The 19,960-nt window shown below is 59.3% G+C and carries 17 protein-coding genes; 3 read left to right on the top strand and 14 right to left on the bottom strand.

All coding sequences use genetic code 11. From position 1 onward, the window contains the following. Positions 1 to 34 precede the first annotated feature (34 nt). Positions 35 to 1,984: a DNA primase gene (gene dnaG, locus IEY47_RS14950; protein ID WP_188984067.1), complete on the bottom strand. Its 1,950-nt coding sequence runs from the start codon at positions 1,982 to 1,984 to the stop codon at positions 35 to 37. Between the two features lie 155 nt (positions 1,985 to 2,139). Continuing rightward, a complete protein-coding gene (gene rpsU / locus IEY47_RS14945) occupies positions 2,140 to 2,355 on the bottom strand; it encodes a 30S ribosomal protein S21 (protein WP_003085057.1) in 216 nt (71 codons plus the stop codon). A 199-nt stretch (positions 2,356 to 2,554) separates the two neighbouring features. Between rpsU and tsaD the strand changes: the two genes are divergently transcribed. Further along, positions 2,555 to 3,583 (top strand): tRNA (adenosine(37)-N6)-threonylcarbamoyltransferase complex transferase subunit TsaD, encoded by a 1,029-nt coding sequence (gene tsaD / locus IEY47_RS14940; protein WP_188984066.1) that lies wholly within the window; start codon positions 2,555 to 2,557, stop codon positions 3,581 to 3,583. A gap of 3 nt (positions 3,584 to 3,586) precedes the next feature. On the opposite strand, the gene plsY is transcribed toward tsaD, so the two are convergent. After that, complete coding sequence (gene plsY / locus IEY47_RS14935; RefSeq protein ID WP_188984065.1) at positions 3,587 to 4,153, bottom strand: glycerol-3-phosphate 1-O-acyltransferase PlsY; 567 nt, start codon at positions 4,151 to 4,153, stop codon at positions 3,587 to 3,589. 71 nt (positions 4,154 to 4,224) lie between these two features. Here plsY and folB point away from each other — a divergent pair, with 71 nt between their 5' ends. Together folB and folK are read left to right on the top strand one after the other, a co-directional pair. Further along, entirely contained in the window at positions 4,225 to 4,578 is a 354-nt protein-coding gene (folB, locus tag IEY47_RS14930) for a dihydroneopterin aldolase (protein ID WP_188984064.1), read from the top strand. Next, positions 4,575 to 5,111, top strand: a complete 537-nt coding sequence (gene folK / locus IEY47_RS14925) for a 2-amino-4-hydroxy-6-hydroxymethyldihydropteridine diphosphokinase (RefSeq protein WP_188984063.1) — start codon at positions 4,575 to 4,577, stop codon at positions 5,109 to 5,111. Before folB ends, folK begins: the two co-directional genes overlap by 4 nt. Positions 5,112 to 5,329: 218 nt before the next feature. On the opposite strand, the gene IEY47_RS14920 is transcribed toward folK, so the two are convergent. The 11 genes from IEY47_RS14920 to IEY47_RS14870 form a co-directional block, all read right to left on the bottom strand. After that, positions 5,330 to 6,475 carry a multifunctional CCA addition/repair protein gene (locus tag IEY47_RS14920; protein WP_188984062.1) on the bottom strand — a complete coding sequence of 382 codons (1,146 nt, stop codon included), beginning with the start codon at positions 6,473 to 6,475 and terminating at the stop codon, positions 5,330 to 5,332. A gap of 272 nt (positions 6,476 to 6,747) precedes the next feature. Continuing rightward, complete coding sequence (locus tag IEY47_RS14915; protein ID WP_188984061.1) at positions 6,748 to 8,310, bottom strand: SpoVR family protein; 1,563 nt, start codon at positions 8,308 to 8,310, stop codon at positions 6,748 to 6,750. Continuing rightward, a complete protein-coding gene (locus IEY47_RS14910; protein ID WP_188984060.1) occupies positions 8,307 to 9,578 on the bottom strand; it encodes a YeaH/YhbH family protein in 1,272 nt (423 codons plus the stop codon). Before IEY47_RS14910 ends, IEY47_RS14915 begins: the two co-directional genes overlap by 4 nt. A gap of 242 nt (positions 9,579 to 9,820) precedes the next feature. Beyond that, positions 9,821 to 11,743 carry a PrkA family serine protein kinase gene (locus IEY47_RS14905; RefSeq protein ID WP_188984059.1) on the bottom strand — a complete coding sequence of 641 codons (1,923 nt, stop codon included), beginning with the start codon at positions 11,741 to 11,743 and terminating at the stop codon, positions 9,821 to 9,823. A 502-nt stretch (positions 11,744 to 12,245) separates the two neighbouring features. Then, positions 12,246 to 12,578: a thiosulfate sulfurtransferase GlpE gene (glpE, locus tag IEY47_RS14900; RefSeq protein ID WP_188984058.1), complete on the bottom strand. Its 333-nt coding sequence runs from the start codon at positions 12,576 to 12,578 to the stop codon at positions 12,246 to 12,248. Positions 12,579 to 12,606: 28 nt separating this feature from the next. Continuing rightward, entirely contained in the window at positions 12,607 to 13,422 is an 816-nt protein-coding gene (locus tag IEY47_RS14895) for a symmetrical bis(5'-nucleosyl)-tetraphosphatase (protein ID WP_188984057.1), read from the bottom strand. Next, positions 13,422 to 13,802 (bottom strand): Co2+/Mg2+ efflux facilitator ApaG/CorD, encoded by a 381-nt coding sequence (gene apaG, locus IEY47_RS14890; RefSeq protein ID WP_188984056.1) that lies wholly within the window; start codon positions 13,800 to 13,802, stop codon positions 13,422 to 13,424. Before apaG ends, IEY47_RS14895 begins: the two co-directional genes overlap by 1 nt. A gap of 9 nt (positions 13,803 to 13,811) precedes the next feature. Further along, entirely contained in the window at positions 13,812 to 14,639 is an 828-nt protein-coding gene (gene rsmA / locus IEY47_RS14885) for a 16S rRNA (adenine(1518)-N(6)/adenine(1519)-N(6))-dimethyltransferase RsmA (RefSeq protein ID WP_188984055.1), read from the bottom strand. A gap of 239 nt (positions 14,640 to 14,878) precedes the next feature. Next, positions 14,879 to 15,862 carry a 4-hydroxythreonine-4-phosphate dehydrogenase PdxA gene (gene pdxA / locus IEY47_RS14880; protein ID WP_188984054.1) on the bottom strand — a complete coding sequence of 328 codons (984 nt, stop codon included), beginning with the start codon at positions 15,860 to 15,862 and terminating at the stop codon, positions 14,879 to 14,881. After that, positions 15,859 to 17,154, bottom strand: a complete 1,296-nt coding sequence (locus IEY47_RS14875; protein ID WP_188984053.1) for a peptidylprolyl isomerase — start codon at positions 17,152 to 17,154, stop codon at positions 15,859 to 15,861. Before IEY47_RS14875 ends, pdxA begins: the two co-directional genes overlap by 4 nt. Next, entirely contained in the window at positions 17,135 to 19,879 is a 2,745-nt protein-coding gene (locus IEY47_RS14870; RefSeq protein WP_188984052.1) for an LPS-assembly protein LptD, read from the bottom strand. The genes IEY47_RS14875 and IEY47_RS14870 overlap by 20 nt, the downstream gene beginning before the upstream one ends. Between the last annotated feature and the right edge of the window lie 81 nt (positions 19,880 to 19,960).

The following is a 19,960-nucleotide window of genomic DNA, read 5'->3' as shown; positions in this document are numbered from 1 at the left end:
AAAATAAGCCGCGCATTATAGCTGAAAGAGGACCTCAGGCGCCAGATGAGGTCGGAGGAGCGGCAGAGCCGTTGCGGTCGAGCAATGCTCGTAGTTGGTCCTTTTCTTCTGCGCTCAGTTCGCTTTGACGTGCTTTTAGTAGCAGGTATTCGAGGTTTTTCTCGCGTTGGCGCGCGGATAACCTAGTTATGGTGTCGAAAAACTGCTGTTCAAGGTTGTCGGCGCGGATCAGCCATTCTTTATCGGCCAATGCACGCAGCAATTTGCCCTGTTCGGTGCCGTGCCAGCGAGCAAGCAGCTGTACGGCACGTAACGATGGGTTCTTCTGCACCGCTTCCAGCAGTGCAACAAGCAATTGTGCATATGTGTCGTTTTCTCCAGCGATTACGCTGGCATTTTCTACCTTCCCTGCAAGCTCGGGATGATGGAGCAGTGTTCGTAGAGCGGTAAGGTTAGGCGATTCGACGGCAACCTCTGTGCGCGGGGGCGGCCTGAAGTACTTGCCATCCCGTTTGCCTTTGTAATTCCGCCCGTCACCTTTCCATTCGGTTTTCTTTTTCCTTACGGGTTCCCCGTACGCGGTCGCTGGCGCTTCCGTAGCGTAATGCTCGTAGCTAGGCGCGTATTGATCCTCGTCATAAATGACGCCGTAATCTTCAGCGGGCGCCGCTGCCGTATTTGATCGCTGCGCTTGGTTTTCCAGCGATTCGCCGCTGAGCCCGGTAATGTCCTTTAGTCGCTGTCGCATCAAGGCGCGCAGGTTGGCACCGGGAATCTTTTCGATAAGTGGTGCGGCCAGTGTTGCTAAGTGCGCTTTGCCTTCGAGCGAACGCGGGTCCGCTTCTTCGGAAAGCTGCTCGAAAAAGTAGTCCGCCAGCGGCTGGGCCTGCTGGACGATCCTCGCTCGGAAGGCATCCTGTCCTTCGCGCCGTACCAGGCTGTCCGGGTCTTCCCCTTCGGGTAGAAACAGGAAGCGCGCGCGGCGTCCGTCCTGCAAACTCGTCAGTGTCGACTCCAGGGCGCGCCAAGCCGCATTCCGACCCGCCTGGTCTCCGTCGAAGCAGAACAACACGCTGGGGACGATCCGGAAGAGTCGTTTCAGGTGCTCTTCGCTGGTTGCGGTGCCTAGGGTGGCCACGGCGTTACGCAGGCCTTGTTGCGCCAGCGCAATGACATCCATGTAGCCTTCGACGACCATGATCTCGTCTAGGTCACGGTTGTGTCGACGTGCTTCGTACAAACCGTAGAGTTCCTGCCCTTTATGAAAGACAGCGGTCTCTGGCGAGTTCAGGTATTTCGGCTTGTCGTCGCCAAGGACACGGCCGCCGAACGCGATGACTCGGCCTCGGCTGTCGCGGATGGGGAACATCACGCGGTCACGAAAGCGGTCATAACGCTTGCCGGTTTCGGCGTTCTCGATCAGTAGGCCGGCATCGATCATTGCTTTTTGCTGCAACGTATCGCTGCCGAACTGTTTGAGCAGGTTGTCCCATCCGGGCGGCGCGAAGCCAAGACCGAAGTCGCGGGCGATTTCGCCGGACAGGCCGCGGCCTTTCAAATATTCCACCGCGGCCTTACGCGTCGGGTGCTGTTTCAGCGCCTGTCGATAGTACCCAGCGGCAGCATCGAGTAGCGGATAGAGCGGCGAGTCGACCGGTTGCCGAGGCTTGTTGCTGCGGCCCTCTTCCCGGGGAACTTCCATGCCGACGCGCTTCGCAAGATCCTCGACCGCTTGGGGGAAGTCCAGATGATCGTGATCCATGACGAAGCCAAGCGCATTACCCCCGGCGCCGCAGCCAAAGCAGTAGTAGAACTGCTTGTCGGGGCTGACGCTGAAGGAGGGCGTCTTTTCGTTATGGAAAGGGCAGCGCGCTGTGAAATTCTTTCCCGCTTTTTTCAGTTGGATGCGCGAACTCACCACATCGACGATGTCGGTGCGGCTCAGTAAGTCATCGATAAAGCTTTGCGGGATCAGGCCAGCCATATTGGCCCCAGCGGGTGAATGGGCAAACGGCGATGCAGCAGAGTGACTTTGCCTATTTAGCCAGAGGCGGCAATACAGAACAGGAAGTTTTGTTGCAAAAGCAGAAGCCCGGCTAGGCCGGGCTTCGTGTCACGAGAGCGTGTTCCGAGTAGAACTCAGTACAGACGCTCGCGACGGCGCTGTTCGCGCTGGACCTTCTTAGCGTGACGCTTAACTGCAGCAGCAGCTTTGCGCTTACGCTCAGCGGTCGGCTTTTCGTAGAATTCGCGGCTGCGAACTTCAGCCAGAACACCGGCTTTTTCGCAAGAACGCTTGAAACGACGCAGGGCTACGTCGAAGGGCTCGTTTTCTTTGACTTTGACGGCTGGCATCCAGGTCGTACCTTCACTTTTACCGGGTTGTTCAACGCATTCCCGGCAATCGGCTCTGGGAGTACGTCAGTTTTCAAGGGTTGCGGATAGTAACGCCTTGCCTGGCCGAATGCAAAGGGTTCGTCGAAAACCACTGGTCGGTGCAGGTGCCCACGATTATGATGCGCGCCTTCTCCTTTTCCTATGGGTAGCCGCGCCAATGCTGGTACTAGGCCTGGAAACCTCCTGCGACGAAACAGGCGTCGCGCTCTACGACAGCGAGCGGGGCCTGCTGGCGGACGCACTCTTCAGTCAGGTTGATTTGCACCGTATTTATGGCGGCGTAGTCCCAGAACTCGCGTCCAGAGATCATGTGAAGCGGATGATCCCGCTGATCCGTCAGGTCATGAGCGAGGCGAATGTCCGTTCGTCCGATATCGATGGGATCGCCTATACCGCCGGCCCTGGTTTGGTTGGCGCCCTGCTGGTGGGTGCCTCGTGTGCGCAGGCTCTGGCGTTCGGCTGGAACGTTCCGGCGCTGGGCGTTCATCACATGGAAGGTCACCTGCTCGCGCCCATGCTGGAAGCGCAGCCTCCTGCATTCCCTTTCGTAGCGCTGCTGGTGTCGGGCGGGCATACGCAATTGGTTCGGGTCGACGGAATCGGGCGTTATGAGTTGCTGGGCGAATCGGTCGATGATGCGGCGGGCGAGGCGTTCGACAAAACAGCGAAGCTGCTCGGATTAGGATACCCCGGTGGGCCGGAGATTGCGCGGCTGGCCTTGCAAGGGACGCCAGGCCGCTTTGTCTTCCCGCGGCCGATGACCGATCGCCCGGGGCTCGATTTCAGTTTCAGCGGCCTGAAAACGTTCGCGCTCAATACGTGGCAGAAGTGCCAAGCGGCTGGCGACGACGGCGAGGCAACCCGGAGCGACATCGCGCTGGCCTTTCAGCAGGCGGTGGTCGAGACTTTGGTCATCAAATGCCGGCGCGCGCTGAAAGCGACCGGCCTGAAGAATCTGGTGATTGCAGGCGGCGTCAGCGCGAATCTGTCGTTACGCACCTCGCTTGAAGCGATGCTGCAAGAGGCCAAGGGGCAAGTGTTCTATGCGCGGCCACAATTCTGCACCGACAACGGTGCGATGATCGCCTACGCGGGGTGCCAGCGACTGCTCGCCGGGCAGCGGCCCGATGGACCGGGTATCGGCGTTCAGGCACGGTGGTCTATGGAGACGCTACCTGCGGTGTAGGCGCTAGAAGTGATGCTCGCTGCCGGCAATAAGGCTTTTCAGGTTACGGCGATGGCGCCATAGGATCAGAAGCACGAGCACACTCATGGGAATCAACGCAGTGGGCGCATACCAGGCGATTAGCGGCAGCGTGACTGGCGCGGCGACGAGTGAGGCGATGGAGCTGGTGCGTGAGAGCGCGAAGGTGATCGACCATATTGCAGTGGCCAGTACACTCGCCGGCCAACAGATGCCCGTGATGACGCCTGCTGCGGTGGCGACACCCTTGCCGCCGCGGAATTGAAAGTAGAGTGGGTACAAATGGCCTAGGAAGGCAGCCAGGCCAATCCAGGCTTGCTGCCCTAAGGAGAGCCCGAGGCCCTTGGCAACCAGAACCGGGATAAGGCCTTTGCAGATGTCACCGCACAGGGTGAGCAAGGCGAGTTTGCGCCCTGCCAAGCGCAGGACGTTGGTCGCGCCGGGGTTGCCGGAACCGCTCGCGCGAAGATCCAATCCCGTGCGCCGGCTCAGCAAGATGGCGAACGAGACGGATCCGAGCAAGTAAGCGAGCGGAAGCAGCAGCCAGTACATTGAAATTATCCAGGGCTTATGCCTGGATTCTAGCGACAGCTCCAGCAGCTGTCGCGTGTGGGGAGAACGGTTTGGACAAGGTATTCATCGAAGGGCTGGAAGTTGACACGGTCATCGGCGCCTACGATTGGGAGCGGAACATTCGGCAGTGCCTTATCCTGGATTTGGCCTTCGCTTGGGATAACCGCGCGCCCGCAGAAGGTGATGACCTGACGAAAGCCCTCGACTACGCCACCGCCTCCCAGCGAATTCAGCAGTTTGCGGAGGCCGCGCGTTTTCAATTGGTGGAGACGTTCGCCGAACGCCTGGCGGAAAGTCTGATCGCCGAATTTGGGATTCGCTGGCTGCGGATCAAGGTGACCAAGCCGGGCGCCGTGCCAGCGGCACGCGGCGTCGGCGTTGAAATCGAGCGTGGCCAAGCGTGAAACGGATTTATCTGGGGCTGGGTTCGAACGTCGAGCGTGAGAAGCATCTGACGGCTGGGCTGGAGGCGTTATCTGCGCTGCTGGGGGAAATAAGGTGCTCGGCGGTTTTTGAAAGTGCGCCAGTCGGGATCAAAAGTGGCCCGTTTTTCAATCTCGCGGTCATGGCCTACACGGATCTACCGCTGGCGGAGCTGAGCCTGCAACTCAAGCATATCGAGGCGGACAACGGCCGTTATGCGCCGGATCGCAAGGGCTTGCCGCTCGACATCGATATCCTCCTCTATGATGACCTCGTAGGCGATTTCAATGGTCTGAAGCTGCCCCGTGCCGAGATTCTGCATAACGCGTTCGTCCTTTGGCCGTTGTCCTTGTTGGCGCCGGACTACGTTCATCCCATCGCAGAGAAGTCACTGACTGATCTCTGGCGAGATGCGGAGATTGCGCAATCGCTCCTGCCTGTTGCGTTCGAGTGGCGAGGAGAGCCGTTGACGTCGGCTGAGTTGCTGGCGGTTGGGGCGTCTGTGACGCGCTAGTCACGAATGATCAGTTCGAGAACCGAGCATTTGGCGTAGTGCCGTCCACCTGAGCAGCTTCCAGCATCTGTGGGAGCGAGCAGTGCCCGCGATGCGCTTTTCACCCACCACGGCCTCACTCAACTGACCCCAATCGCGGGCATGGCCCGCTCCCACAATGTTCAAAGCCTGCTCACACAGCGCCGTAGGGTGAAGTCCGGCTTCCACCGTTTGCGTTCCTACTGCGTATATTCGCGTTTAAACGTTTCCAGTGCCTCGAGCCGCGCAGCGCTTAACGCTTCGCCGAGCGCTGCGCCTTTGAACCCTTTTGCCATGAGCGCTGCCGGCTGCACGTCACGAACAGCCTTCGTGGCGCCGCGCAGATAGGCTGTTTGCGGGTAATTGGAGCCCAGAGCTTGCGCGTTGATGTGCTCGACCTGAAGAAAGTCCTCCAGGCGCTGCGGTCGGCGATAAACGTCGAACCGCTGCAGGATGTCGAGGAGATCGGCGGGCGGTAGTGCCGTTGCAGCGGCGGCGGGCCCGTGGAACTCGCCGACCAGCCGCGAGAGCTCCTGGCAGTCGCGGGGCACTTTCCCGCGGCGATTCAGCGTGTCGATCGTATCGATGTTGCAGCCAGGCAAATCCGCTACATTGCGAAGCAGCGATGCCCAGCGAATGGGCAGGTCGGTTTGTTCGTCCGCGCAGCGCTGGAGAACGTTCAGCACGTGGTCGCCATTCACGTGAAGCAGCGCGTCGACCTCCGGCAGCAGTTTTTCCAATGCACCGCAGCGCCGCAACGTCGAAATGAATACGTCGGGTCGCGCTTCCATTAACGCGCGGGAGATTTCTTTCCAGCTTCGTTCCGCGGTAAGGGCTTCCAGTTCTCCGGATTCGGCGAGGGTGCGCATGAGGGCAAGGGTGTCGTCGGCCACCTGAAAACCGAGCGGGGCGTAGCGTGCAGCAAAGCGGGCTACCCGGAGCACGCGCAAAGGATCTTCGGCGAATGCCGGCGATACATGGCGAAGCACACGAGCTTCCAGATCAGCCCGTCCTCCGTAAGGGTCGATCACCTCGCCTTCGGCATCTTCGGCCATGGCGTTGATAGTCAGGTCACGGCGGATCAGGTCCTGCTCGAGTGTCACGTCGGGGCTGGCGTGGAAGACGAAGCCGCCGTAGCCGCGCCCGCTTTTACGCTCTGTGCGGGCGAGAGCGTATTCCTCGCCGCTCCTAGGGTGGAGAAACACCGGAAAATCAGCGCCTACGGGTTTGAAGCCTTGGGCGATCATTTCTTCTGTGCTCGCGCCGACGACGACCCAGTCGATGTCCGTTACAGGCCGGCCCAACAGCCGGTCGCGCACGGCGCCGCCCACTTTGTAGATCTGCATGAATATGAATCCTCCGTGGGGCGGAGGATAAGGGTTTTGGTAGGGGACTGAGTAATTCGATGATGGGAAGGGCGATTGAAGCCGCGGGTTGCACCCGCCCTACGGGATGCATGAGACGGGTTTAGCCAGTAATAAAGACGTGGAAGATTGGAATGAGTAGGGCGGAATCCCCGTGGGGGCTTCCGCCAGTATCGCGTTCGAGCTATTTAACGGTGAGAGACGCGTGGTGGATTACGCCGTTTGCGGCTAATCCACCCTACGGATCGAGGTTGTCATATGGGCGAGAACGCGAGGTCCAGGCGGGGATATTCGCTGCCTTCGGCGTGTTCGCTTCGTGGCGGCATGTGTTGCACGTTGATGACTTGATCCCCCGACGCCGTTTCCAGATGCACGTCGAATCCCCAAAGGCGGTGCAGGTGCTTTAAGACTTCGTCCGTCGATTCACCCAGGGGTTTGCGGTCGTGCTGGGTGTGCCGCAGTGTCAGCGAGCGATCGCCCCGGCGATCGACATTCCAGATCTGCACGTTGGGCTCGCGGTTGCCGAGGTTGTACTGGGCTGCCAGCAATTCGCGAATGGTGCGGTAGCCGCTTTCGTCGTGGATCGCGGAGACCAGCAGCTCGTCCTTGTGATCGTCGTCGAGAATGCTGAATAGCTTGAGGTCACGAATGACCTTCGGCGACAGGTACTGCAGGATGAAACTCTCGTCCTTGAAGCTCTGCATCGCGAATTTGATCGTGCTCAGCCAATCGGTGCCGGCAATGTCCGGGAACCAGCGTTTGTCCTCTTCGGTGGGGTTCTCGCACATCCGACGGATGTCCATGAACATCGAAAAACCCAGGGTGTAGGGGTTGATGCCGCTGTAGTAAGGGCTGTCGAAAGCCGGCTGGAAGATGACACTGCTGTGAGATTGCAGGAATTCCAGCATGAAACCGTCAGTGACGAGGCCTTCGTCGTACAGATCGTTAACGAGGGTGTAGTGCCAGAAAGTTGCCCAGCCTTCGTTCATCACCTGCGTTTGGCGCTGCGGATAGAAGTACTGCGCGATCTTGCGAACGATCCTTACCACCTCGCGCTGCCAGGGCTCGAGCAGAGGCGCGTGTTTCTCGATGAAGTAGAGAATGTTTTCCTGCGGTTCGCTGGGGAAACGCTTGGCATCCCGTTCATCCGACTTGTGCTCGCCACGCGGGATCGTGCGCCAGAGATCATTGATCTGGCGCTGAATATGCTCCTCGCGGATTTTCTGTCGCTGCCGTTCTTCTTCCGCGGAGATGGGGTAGGGGCGCTTGTATCGATCGACACCGTAATTCATCAGCGCGTGGCAGGAGTCCAGCAGGTTTTCCACCGCATCGATGCCGTGGCGCTCCTCGCACTTCATGATGTACTGCTTGGCGAACACGAGGTAATCGATGATCGAGCTCGCGTCCGTCCAGGTGCGGAACAGGTAATTACCCTTGAAGAAGCTGTTGTGGCCGTAGCAGGCATGCGCGATCACGAGCGCCTGCATGCACATGGTGTTTTCTTCCATGAGGTAGGCGATGCACGGATCGGAGTTGATCACGATCTCGTACGCCAGGCCCATCTGGCCACGCGTGTAGTTTTTCTCAGTGTGCAGGAAGTGTTTGCCGTAGGACCAATGGTGATAGCCCAGGGGCATGCCGACGGACGCATAGGCGTCCATCATCTGCTCAGCGGTGATCACCTCGATCTGATTGGGGTAGGTGTCCAGGGCGTAGCGTTCGGCGATCCGCGCGATCTCATGGTCGTAGGTGCGGATGAGGTCGAACGTCCATTCCGATCCGGTGGAAATGGGGCCTTTCCGTTCGCGGGGCGTCATGCGGCAAGCCTCCTCTGGAAGAGCTCCCGGAAGACCGGGTAGATATCCGCCGCCGAAACCAGCTGTTGCTGGGCGAAGGCGTCGGAGAATGCGTCGCGTACGGCTTCGTACTCGTACCACAGCGCCTGGTGTTCACGCGGTGTGATCTCGACGTATGTGTAGTACTGCATGAACGGCATGATCTGGTTGATCAGGATGTCGCGACAGACCGGTGAATCATCGTTCCAGTTGTCGCCGTCCGAGGCCTGAGCGCCATAGATATTCCATTCGTTGATTGGATAGCGCTCGGCCATGATTTCCTGCATCAGCTTGAGGGCGCTTGAAACGATGGTGCCGCCGGTTTCGCGTGAATAGAAGAACTCCTCTTCGTCCACTTCCTTGGCGCTAGTGTGATGGCGGATGAACACAACTTCGATCTTGTCGTAGTTCCGCTTCAGGAACAGGTACAAGAGGATGAAGAAGCGCTTGGCGACGTCTTTCGTCGCCTGCGTCATCGAACCGGACACGTCCATCAGGCAGAACATCACCGCTTTGGAGCTGGGATTGGGCTGCTTGGTTAGCAGGTTGTACTTGACGTCGAAGGTGTCGAGAAAGGGAACGCGTTCGATGCGCGCGCGCAGTTTGAGGATTTCCTCCTCGATGGCCCGAATATCCCCAATGTTATCCGGCTCCTGGAGCTTGAGGCGCTCCAGTTCCAGCTTCGCTTCCCGCAACTTCGCGCGGCTGCTGCCCGATAGGGCGATACGACGCGCGTGGGCGGAACGCAGGGTGCGGATGATGTTGATACGCGACGGGTTGCCTTCGCTGCTGATGCCGGCGCGGACGGTTTTGAAGGTTTCGGCGCCATTCAAGTGGCGTTTCACGAGGTTCGGGAGTTCCAGGTCCTCGAACATGAAGTCGAGAAACTCTTCCTGGGTGATCTGGAAGACGAAGTCGTCCATGCCTTCGCCGGAGTTGCTCGCTTTACCAGCGCCTTTGCCGCCACCGCCACCCTGTGGGCGTGGAATGCGCTCGCCGGACGTGAATTCCTTGTTGCCCGGATGAATGATGGTCTGCTTGCCCCCTCGACCGTGGTGGAGGATCGGCTCGTCGATATCGCGGCCAGGAATGCTGATTTGCTCGCCATGCTCCATGTCAGTGATGGAGCGCCGGCTGACTGCCTCTTCCACGGCCTTCTTGATGTGTTCGCGGTAACGCCGTAGGAATCGCTGGCGATTCACGGTGCTTTTGTTCTTGCCGTTCAAACGTCGGTCGATCACGTAGCTCATGAGAGCCCTCCGGGCTGAGAATCCGCGCGAAATCTGCTATCGCCTGACGGCAGCTTTTGGGCGAATCCTTGAGCGAGCTGAAGTCCGTATGGATCAGCTCGCTCTACAACGTTGTGTAGAGCCGCTGGCGGATGCGTGACGCCGCCGGACGCGCGTGCGAGACATGAAACGTACCTGCCGTACGTGACAGTCCCAGCACCGATCGCCTTCGCCCGACGGCCATCCATCGGCCTAAACGTCTCTTACTGCGACTTACGAACCCGCAGATACCATTCCGACAACAGGCGGACCTGCTTCTCGGTGTAGCCACGCTCGACCATGCGCGTGACGAAGTCGTTGTGCTTCTTCTGGTCCTCCTTGCTGGCCTTGGCGTTGAAGCTGATGACGGGCAAGAGGTCCTCGGTGTTGGAGAACATCTTCTTCTCGATGACCGCGCGGAGCTTCTCGTACGACAGCCAGCTCGGGTTCTTGCCATTGTTGTTAGCGCGTGCCCGCAGCACGAAGTTGACGATCTCGTTGCGGAAATCCTTGGGATTGCTGATACCAGCCGGCTTCTCGATCTTTTCCAGCTCCTCGTTCAGCGCGCCGCGGTTGAGGATCTCGCCGGTTTCCGGGTCGCGGTATTCCTGGTCTTGAATCCAGAAGTCCGCGTACAGCACGTACCGGTCGAAGATGTTCTGGCCGTATTCGCTGTAGGACTCGAGGTAGGCGGTCTGGATTTCCTTGCCGATGAATTCGACGTAGCGCGGTGCCAGGTATTCCTTCAGGAAGCGCAGATAGCGCTCGCGGGTTTCGGCCTGGAATTGCTCTTGCTCGATCTGCTGTTCGAGCACGTAGAGCAGGTGCACGGGGTTAGCCGCGACTTCATGCGGATCGAAGTTGAAGACTTTCGAGAGAATCTTGAAGGCGAAGCGCGTGGACAGGCCATTCATGCCTTCGTCGACCCCCGCGTTGTCGCGATACTCCTGGATCGATTTGGCTTTCGGGTCAGTGTCCTTGAGGTTTTCGCCGTCGTAGACCCGCATCTTCGAGTAGATGTTGGAGTTCTCGGGCTCCTTCAGTCGCGACAGGGTTGAGAATTGCGCGAGCATCTTCAGGGTGTCCGGCGCGCAGTGGGCGTTCGCCAGGGAGCTGCTGATGAGCAACTTGTCGTAGATCCGGATCTCATCGGACACGCGCAGGCAATACGGCACCTTCACGATATAGATCCGGTCGATGAAGGCTTCGTTGTTCTTGTTGTTACGGAACGTATGCCATTCCGATTCGTTGGAGTGGGCAAGGATGATCCCGCTGTAAGGAATCGCCCCTAGGCCTTCGGTGCTGTTGTAGTTGCCTTCCTGAGTCGCGGTCAGTAGCGGGTGCAGTACCTTGATCGGCGCCTTGAACATCTCGACGAATTCCATCAGGCCCTGGTTGGCCCGGCACAGCGCGCCTGAATAGCTGTAGGCGTCCGCATCGTTCTGCGGGAATTCTTCCAGCTTGCGGATATCCACCTTGCCCACGAGCGCGGAGATGTCCTGGTTGTTCTCGTCGCCGGGCTCGGTCTTGGCGACGGCGATCTGATTGAGGATGGACGGGTAGAGTTTGACGACCTTGAACTGGCTGATGTCGCCGCCGAACTCCTGCAAGCGCTTGGTGGCCCATGGCGACATGATGGAATTCAGGTAGCGGCGCGGAATACCGTAGTCCTCCTCAAGGATTTCGGCGTCTTCGCGAGGATTGAACAGTCCCAGTGGCGATTCGAATACCGGCGAGCCCTTGATCGCATAGAAGGGGACTTTTTCGATGAGTTGCTTGAGTTTTTCAGCCAGGGACGACTTGCCGCCGCCAACGGGGCCGAGGAGATAAAGGATCTGTTTCTTCTCTTCGAGACCCTGCGCCGCGTGGCGGAAGTACGACACGATCTGCTCGATCGCATCCTCCATGCCATGGAAGTCAGCGAAAGCCGGGTAGCGCCGTATTACCTTGTTGGAGAAGATGCGTGAAAGACGCGAATCGACAGCGGTGTCGATCAGTTCGGGCTCTCCGATAGCCATCAACATACGCTCTGCCGCAGAGGCGTATGCACTCCGGTCCTGTTTGCACAGGTCGAGGTATTCCTGAAGCGAATACTCTTCCTGGCGTGTTGCCTCGAAGCGTTGTTGGAAATGGCTGAATATACTCATGACGTCTCCTCGCTCGCTGCATAGAGCCGGCGCGGGATCGTTCACGCACATAACAGGCCGCCGGTCAGTGACGATCCGACGAACTCCATAAACACCTGAATGGACGCTGCAGAGGTCCCGAAAGCCGTTGACCGGCTCTCCCCAAAAGTTTGATGGCCTGTGGTCAAGGATAGTTCTTTATCTGAGCGGCCATGGCAAGTGTTACGTGAATATTATGGCTAGCAGTTTTTGGCGCCCGCTGAACGCCAGCAATGACGCGGGATGCGCTGTGAAAACTTTTTTGAAGCGCGGAGGGAAATGCGTGTGGGGCTGGTGGTGTAGCAGGAAGCCGCTTGTGCGGGAGACCAATCTAATCCCATTCAAATGCTTTTGTAGGAGCCCATTTATGGGCGATCAGCGGTTAAAGGCGATCGCCCATAAATGGGCTCCTACAAAGAGCGGCGCTTCTGGCGGTAGGCGCTTATATGACTAGGCCGCTTTCATGCAAAAGGGCTCACGACCGTCACTCGTCGCTGGCGCGTGCAACATGCTCGGGATACTGGCTGTTCCAGAGCTCGAATCCGCCGTCCATGCTGAACACGTCGGAGAATCCCTGGCCGATGAGGTAGTTCGCGGCGCCTTGGCTCGAATGGCCGTGATAACAGACGACGACCAGCGGGTGGTCGAGGTCGGCCGCGGCGATGAAGTCGCCTAAGTTTTGATTATCCAGGCGCGTCGAGCCGGAGATGTGTCCAGCGCCGAAGCTGTTCGGGTCACGAATGTCGACGAATGTTGCGCCTTGCTCGCGCATGGCCTGCGCTTGCTCGGGGGTGATGCGTTTGAAGGTGTCGGTCATGGGCGCCTCGCTGGGTAAATGAAATGGATCAGGTCGATGCGCAACTGCATTCGGTACGTTGGTTGCTATCCACATCCATGAGCGTCATGCGACCGCCCCAAACGCAGCCGCCGTCCAATGCTTCGATATCGGGCGCGTCGCAACGGCCCTCGAGGGCGGCCCAATGACCGAACAGGATGCGCGTACCCTCGCTTTTTCGCGGATGGGCGAACCACGGCGCATAGCCGATCGGCGCCGTATCGAGGCCTTCCTTCGATTTCAGCTCAAGCTTGCCTTCCGCCGTGCAGAAGCGCATGCGGGTGAAATAATTGGTGATGACGCGCAGCCGCTCGATCCCTTCCAGGCTACCGTTCCATTTTGCGGGATCGTTGCCGTACATGCCGTCGAGAAACTCGACGATTTGGGCATCGTCCTGCAAGATCGTCTCGACCTCGGCGGCGCGCTTGAGCGCTTTCTCGATGGTCCATTGCGGCGGAATGCCGGCGTGCACGAGGGCCGTGCGTCGCTCGGCGTCGTAGCGAACGAGCTTTTGCTGGCGCAGCCACTTCATCAGGTCAGCGCAGTCGTCGGCCTCGAGAATGTCACGCAGCGTGTCGTTCTTTTTCTGGCGGTCGATGTTGTAGTACACCGCGAGCAGGTGCAGGTCGTGGTTGCCGAGCACGATGTCCAGGGATTCGCGCATGCCATAGAGATAACGAAGCGTCTCGAGCGGTTGGGGCCCGCGGTTAGCGAGGTCCCCAACCAGCCAAAGGCGGTCCTTCGCGGGATCGAAGCGGACGTCCGCGAGTAGGCACTTGAGCGGATCGAGGCAGCCATGCAGATCGCCTATGGCATAGACCGCCATCAGTGCAGGGCCCCTGGAACGGCCAGGCGAAAGGGGGCTATATCCGCCTCGAAACGTTGGCCGTCACGGGCGATCATCTGGTAGCTGCCTTGCATGCTACCCACGCGGGTGGCGAGCAGCGTGCCGCTACTGTAGGTGTAGCTTTCGCCGGGTTCGAGGGTCGGTTGCTGACCGATGACACCGGGGCCGCGCACTTCTTGCACCTTGCCATTGCCATCTGTGATCAGCCAATGGCGGGACAGCAACTGCGCTGCAAGTGACCCGTTATTTTGGATGGTGATGGTGTAGGCGAAGGCGTATTTCTCCTGCTCAGGCTGGGATTGCTCTGGAAGGAAGCGCGTAACGACGCTTACATCAATTTGATAGTGCGATTCGTGCATGGGCGACAGTCATCCGTTCGATGATGGCTTGGAAGTATCGACAGTCTTTTCCGCCAGTCGATCAGCCAGTCTTACGAATGCAGCAATGTCCAACTGCTCGGGACGAAGACTGCCATCTACATCCACGGCGGCAATGTCGTCGGCGGTCATGAGGGCTTTAAGCGTGTTGCGCAGGGTTTTCCGGCGCTGGTTGAACGCCTCGCGAACGACGCGCTCCAGCAATGCCGGGTCCTTGGCTGGGTGCGGCAGTGTTTCATGGGGCACTAGGCGAACGATCGCCGAGTCCACCTTGGGCGGCGGATTGAACGCACCGGGCCCGACGTGGAACAAATACTCCACGCGGCAGTGGTACTGCACCATGATGGACAGACGCCCCCAATCTCCACCCCCGGGCACCGCTGCCAGGCGTTCGACGACTTCCTTCTGCAGCATGAAGTGCATATCGCGAATGAGATGGGCGTGCGCCAGCAGGTGGAAGATAAGGGGGGTGGAAATGTTGTAGGGCAAGTTGCCGACGACGCGAAGCTCATGGGAGCCCGCGTCGAGGGTGGTGAAGTCGAACTTCATTGCGTCGCCCTGGTGCAGATTGAAGTTCGGCAAGAGCCCGAACTTCAGCTTCAGCAGGGGAATCAGGTCTTTGTCGAGCTCGATGACATCGAGACGAGCCTTGCTGCCCACCAGGCCTTCAGTCAGTGCTCCCTGTCCTGGCCCGATCTCCAGCAGACGTTCACCTTCCTTCGGATGAATCGCCCCCAGGATACGGTGGATCACGCCTGCGTCATGCAGAAAGTTCTGGCCAAAACGTTTACGGGCGCGGTGCGGCTGGAGTTCGGACATAGGGTTCCCGAGAAAGCGGACAAGGCTGGTGCGAAAACGCGGCAGTTTAGCAGAAGCGGGGAAGGTTCTTTGGGTGTGAGGGCCCATCGTTGTTTTTGCCGATCTCCATCCGATGGGGCAATAACGAGCTATTGGAGGGCTTTTGTAGGAGCCAGCTTGCTGGCGGTCCGTCGACTTTGTCAGAGAATACTGATCGCCAGCAAGCTGGCTCCTACAGGGGCGGTGTACGGGCAGTGAAGCTAGCGCGAGACGCCCGCCATTTCGTACGCCGTTTCGATAGCCGTCTCGAGGCTGCCCGTGTCGATATTGCCGGTACCTGCCAGGTCCAGCGCGGTGCCGTGGTCCACCGAGGTGCGGACGATCGGTAGGCCAAGGGTTACATTGACTGCGGCCCCAAAGCCCTTGAACTTCAGTACCGGCAAGCCCTGATCGTGGTACATCGCGAGTACGGCATCGCAACTGTCCAGGTACTTCGGTGTGAACAAGGTGTCCGCCGGCAACGGCCCGATCACGTTCAATCCTTCGCTACGAAGCGCGGCCAGCGTAGGTTCGATGACCTCGATTTCCTCGCGTCCCAAATGACCGCTTTCGCCCGCGTGAGGGTTCAGTCCGCACACCAGGATCTTGGGTGACGTAATGGCAAATTTTGCGCGCAGGTCATGATCCAGAATGCGCAGTACAGCGCTCAGCGTAGGGGGCGTAATGGCCGCGGGGACGTCTTTCAATGGCAGGTGAGTCGTTGCGAGGGCAACGCGTAAGCCCCGTGTTGCTAGCAACATCACCACTTGGTCGGTGCCGGTGAGATCCGCGAGAAACTCGGTATGGCCGGAGAACGGCAAGCCTGCGTCATTGATGACCCCCTTGTGCACGGGAGCCGTAATCATGCCGGCAAAGTGGCCATCCAGGCAGCCGGCCGCGGCGAGGGTTAAGGTTTCAAGGACGTAAGCCGCGTTGCTGGAGTCGAGCACGCCAGCTCGGGCGGGCGCTGCGAGTGGAACATCCAGCACATACAGCTCGCCTGCTTCGGCCGGGGTCGTGGGCAGGGCGTGGATGGATACGGGGATCAGGGAAATGGTGAGGCGAAGGAGGTGGGCTCTGCTTTGGAGCAGGTCGTGGCTGGCGATAGCCACGAGTGGTGCCTGATGTGCGTGACGAGCGACCAGCAAGCACAGGTCGGGACCTATGCCTGCCGGCTCGCCAGCAGTGACCGCGAACGGTGTCACTGCTTGATTTCTACGTAGGCCTCATCGCGGATTCGACGTAGCCAGTTTTGCAACTCCTCGTCGTACTTACGGTTACGCAGGAGCGTCAAAGCCTGTTGGCGACGGGCGTCGTCACTGGCGTCAGTGGCGCGACGGCCCAGCACTTCGAGAATGTGCCAGCCGAACTGTGAACGGAACGGCTTGGAAAGCTCACCTGCTGGGGTGTCGGCCATCACCTGGCGGAATTCGGGTACCAGGCCGTTCGGATCAATCCAGTTCAGATCGCCACCGTTGAGGGCAGAGCCTGGGTCTTCCGAGAAGTTCTTCGCCAGTGTCGCGAAGTCTTCACCGCTCACGATGCGCTGATAGAGGCGGTCGATCAGCTTTTGTGTTTCGGCTTCGCTACGGATTTCGCTCGGCTTGATGAGAATGTGGCGGACGTGTACCTCGTCCCTCACCTGATTGCCGGCGCCGCGCTTTTCCAGCACCTTCAACATGATGAAGCCGCCGGGGGTGCGGATCGGCTGGGTCACCTCTCCGGGCGACATGCTGCTGACCATGCTATCGAACGGCGCTGGAAGCTGGGCCGCTTTGCGCCAGCCGATCTCGCCGCCTTCGAAGGCGTTTTCACCCGCCGAGTTGGCGATCGCCAGCTTGCCGAAATCAGCACCCTGCTCAAGCTGGGCGTATACCTGCTGCGCACGCCCTTCGGCATTCTGGATCTCGGTGCTAGACGCGCCCTCGGCGACTGGGATCAGGATGTTGGCCAGGCGATAGTCCTCGGACAGGTGCATGCGACCCAGGTCCGATGCCATGAAGTTCTGCAGTTCCTGATCGCTGACCTGAATACGCTCAGCGACTTGGCGCTGGCGGATCCGACTGATGATCATCTCGCGGCGGACCTGCTCACGGGCCTGATCGTAGGAGAGCCCATCCCGGCTGAGCGCCTGGCGGAACTGATCCAAGGAAAGGTTGTTTCGCTGCGCGATGGTCACCATCGCCTGATTCAGCTCGTCGTCCGAAATACGAATACCTGCGCGCTCGCCAAGCTGAAGCTGGATGTTCTCGACGATAAGACGATCCAGCACCTGAGCTTGCAGCGCTTCGGGAGAGGGCGCCGAGCCATCGCGGCGGGCAATGGTCTGCTGGACTTCGCGAACGCGCTGATCCAACTGGCTTTGCATCACCACGTCGTTATCGACGATGGCGATGACGCGGTTGAGCGGCTGGACCTGGGCGTGGGCCAACGTACTTCCGGCCAGCACTGCAGCGAGCAGTGCCGGGCGGACGAAATTACATAGATTGATCTTCACGTTCTCTGAAACCTTGAATACCTTGGTCGAGGAAGCCTTCGGTCTTGTTGCCGAAAATGCCGCCGAGGCCTTTGAGGACCACTTGCAGGAAGATGCCACGATCCGGCTCTTCGTTGAGATCCGGGTTCAAGCTGGTCTCGTCGTAATCGACCCAGTAGCGATTGATCAGGCGCAGCTTCCAGCAGCAACTGTCGTATTCGAAACCGCCGAACGCTTCCAGCGTGCGGCTGCGGTTGTAGTCGAACTGCCAGCGTGCGATGACACTCCATTGCGGCACGATCGGCCAGATGACCGAGAAGTCATGCTGATCGATCTTGTAGTAGTCCTTGATGTATTCCGGAGTACCGGGCGTGCCGTAGTCACCGCCGAAGGTCCAACGACCGGTCGCCTGGTCGAAACGCATGGTGTCGTTGCGATAGCGGTAACCAAGGTTGACGATCTTGCGTGGGTCGCTTTCTGGCTGGTAGTGGAACATGGCGCTACCCGAGCGGGTACTGTGGCTGTCCGGATCCCAGTTGAAGTCCGCGTTCAGGCGCCAGTCGCGGTTGAAGCGATACATGTACTCAAGCGCGTAAGGCGAGACGTCGGAGGTCGCGTCTTCCCGCTCGCGGTAGTCGATCAGTGGCATCTGCACTTCGCGATCACGGAAGTAGAACGCCTGGCCGAGGCTGACGCGCTGCCGCTCAAAACCGTTTTCTTCGATCCAGCGGCTCGTCAAGCCCAGCGACACTTGGTTAGCGTCACCGATGCGGTCACGACCAGAGAAGCGGTTTTCCCGGAACAGCGATGAGTAATTGAACGTGTATTCGCTGGTATCGAAGACCGGAATCTCGTCCTGATCTTCGTTGGGGACGTACAGGTAGAACAGGCGTGGCTCGAGGGTTTGGCGAGCCTGGCGATTGAACAGGGTGGTGTCGCGGTCGAAATATAGGCCGCTATCAACGCTGAACAGGCCGACGCCACGGTTTACGCTGCTGTTGTAGGTTTCGCCTGTATTCGCGAGCGTGCTGCGCCCTTGAGCATCGAGATCTAGATCGTAATTGGTCTGGAAGTATTTGACCGTCGGCTTGAAGAAGCCCCAGGTCCAGTCCAGTGGAAGGCTGACAGATGGCTCAACATGCAGGCGATCGCCCTCGGCGCGCGCGAGGCCTTGTAGACGCTCGTCGTACCAGAGTTCCGGAATGCCGTCGTCGTTAGTGTAGAAACCGTTCTCCAGGCTGCGCTCGAAGCGAACGGCTTCGGTGCTGTAGGCGAAGTTCAATCCGCCCGGCTGGAAGGGCAGCTGACCGTCCAGCGTCAACTGCGGCAAGCGGTTGTACGGCGTAATGTTGATGACGGACGCCCGCTCATACGCATGAGCATTCAGTCGCGCCGTGTAGCTGTCGCCACGGTAAGTCAACGTACCGCGCTGATCGACGAACTCGCGATTCTGACTGCCTACGTCCATCTGGCTTTCCAGATCCTGGAAATAGTACGGATCGCTGATGTCGGTGTAGTCGACTTCGGCCAACAGGCGAGAATCCAGGCCCGTGCGGTTCTGGATGTTGTACATCCAGCGATCTTCGCGGTAATCGGACTGTAGCTCGCGCTCATCTTCCGAATCACGCAGGAAGGCTGCGCCGATCTGGCCTTCGCTGCTTTGCGTCAGGTAGCGGAACTCGCCTTCCATCAACAGGCCGCGCTTAGCCATATAGTGTGGATACAACGTCGCGTCGTAGTTCGGCGCGAGGTTGATGTAGTACGGCGTAACCAGCGAGAAACCGTTGTCTCCGGAAACGCTGAAACTCGGCGGCAAGAAGCCAGACTGACGGCGATCGTCGATCGGGAAATAGATGTAAGGCGTGTAGAAAACCGGAATGTCTTTCACGCGCAGGGTGACGTTCGTGGCAGTACCGAACCCGGTGGTGGGGTTCAGCGTCACGTTGTTGCCCTTCAGGTGCCAGGCATTGTCGCCCGGCTCGCAACGGGTATACGTACCGTCCTTCAAGCGGACGATAGACGTGACCTCGCGTTTCGCGTAGCTCGCGGTACCGCGAACATGCGCGTCGTGAATGACGTACTGCGCGTTGTCGATGTCCGCTTCGCCGCTGTCCAGCTGGATCTGCGCGCGATCGCCCAGGACGAGCATGCCCTTGTCGCGTAAACGAACGTTGCCGAGTAGCTCGCCACGGTTGTCCAGCTGATGGAGGTTGGCCTCATCGGCCTCCACCTGCAGGCTCGACTGCCGCATGACGACATCGCCTGCCAGCGTTGCGATCTGTTCATTCTGTTCATAGCGCGAGGCTTTTGCGGACAGGTACGTCGGCGCCTCGCTCATGGGCGTGTTGTCGTTCATGCCTGGGCGCGTCGGCTCGACGTACGCACCGGCGCAGAACGGACCCGCTTCGGCAAGTTGTGCGGGGGTCAGTTGATCCCGCGGTACCCAATCCAGACGGCTATAGTCCTCGGCCCTTTGGCGGGATTCGGCGGCAGCACGTGCAGGCTCTCCCGACGCATCGGATGCCGAGCGGCTAGCCGTCGCGCTCACGGCGGCATCGCTATGCTGTGGGCGAGGCGGAAGCGGCGCTGAAGCACTCTTCGGGCTGCATGCCCAAGTGCCCGTCGGGCCAGGTTGGCAATTGAACTGTTCCGCAGCATTGATGCTGCTAACGGGTTGCAGAAGGAGCAAGCCGCTGGTGAACAGAAGGGGGAACTTTGTACGGAACGCGGGGGATTTCGATGCCATCTTGTAGTCCGGAGCTTCCTGGCGCCATCGGCCTGAGCAGGAGGCCGCATGCCTCTCGATGGGCTGAAAAAGATGCTGGAT

This window comes from Pseudomonas matsuisoli (assembly GCF_014647635.1).
GTDB lineage: Bacteria > Pseudomonadota > Gammaproteobacteria > Pseudomonadales > Pseudomonadaceae > Pseudomonas_P > Pseudomonas_P matsuisoli.
The sequence above is the reverse complement of the archived record's forward strand: the minus strand, read 5'-3'. Positions and strand labels throughout refer to the sequence as shown.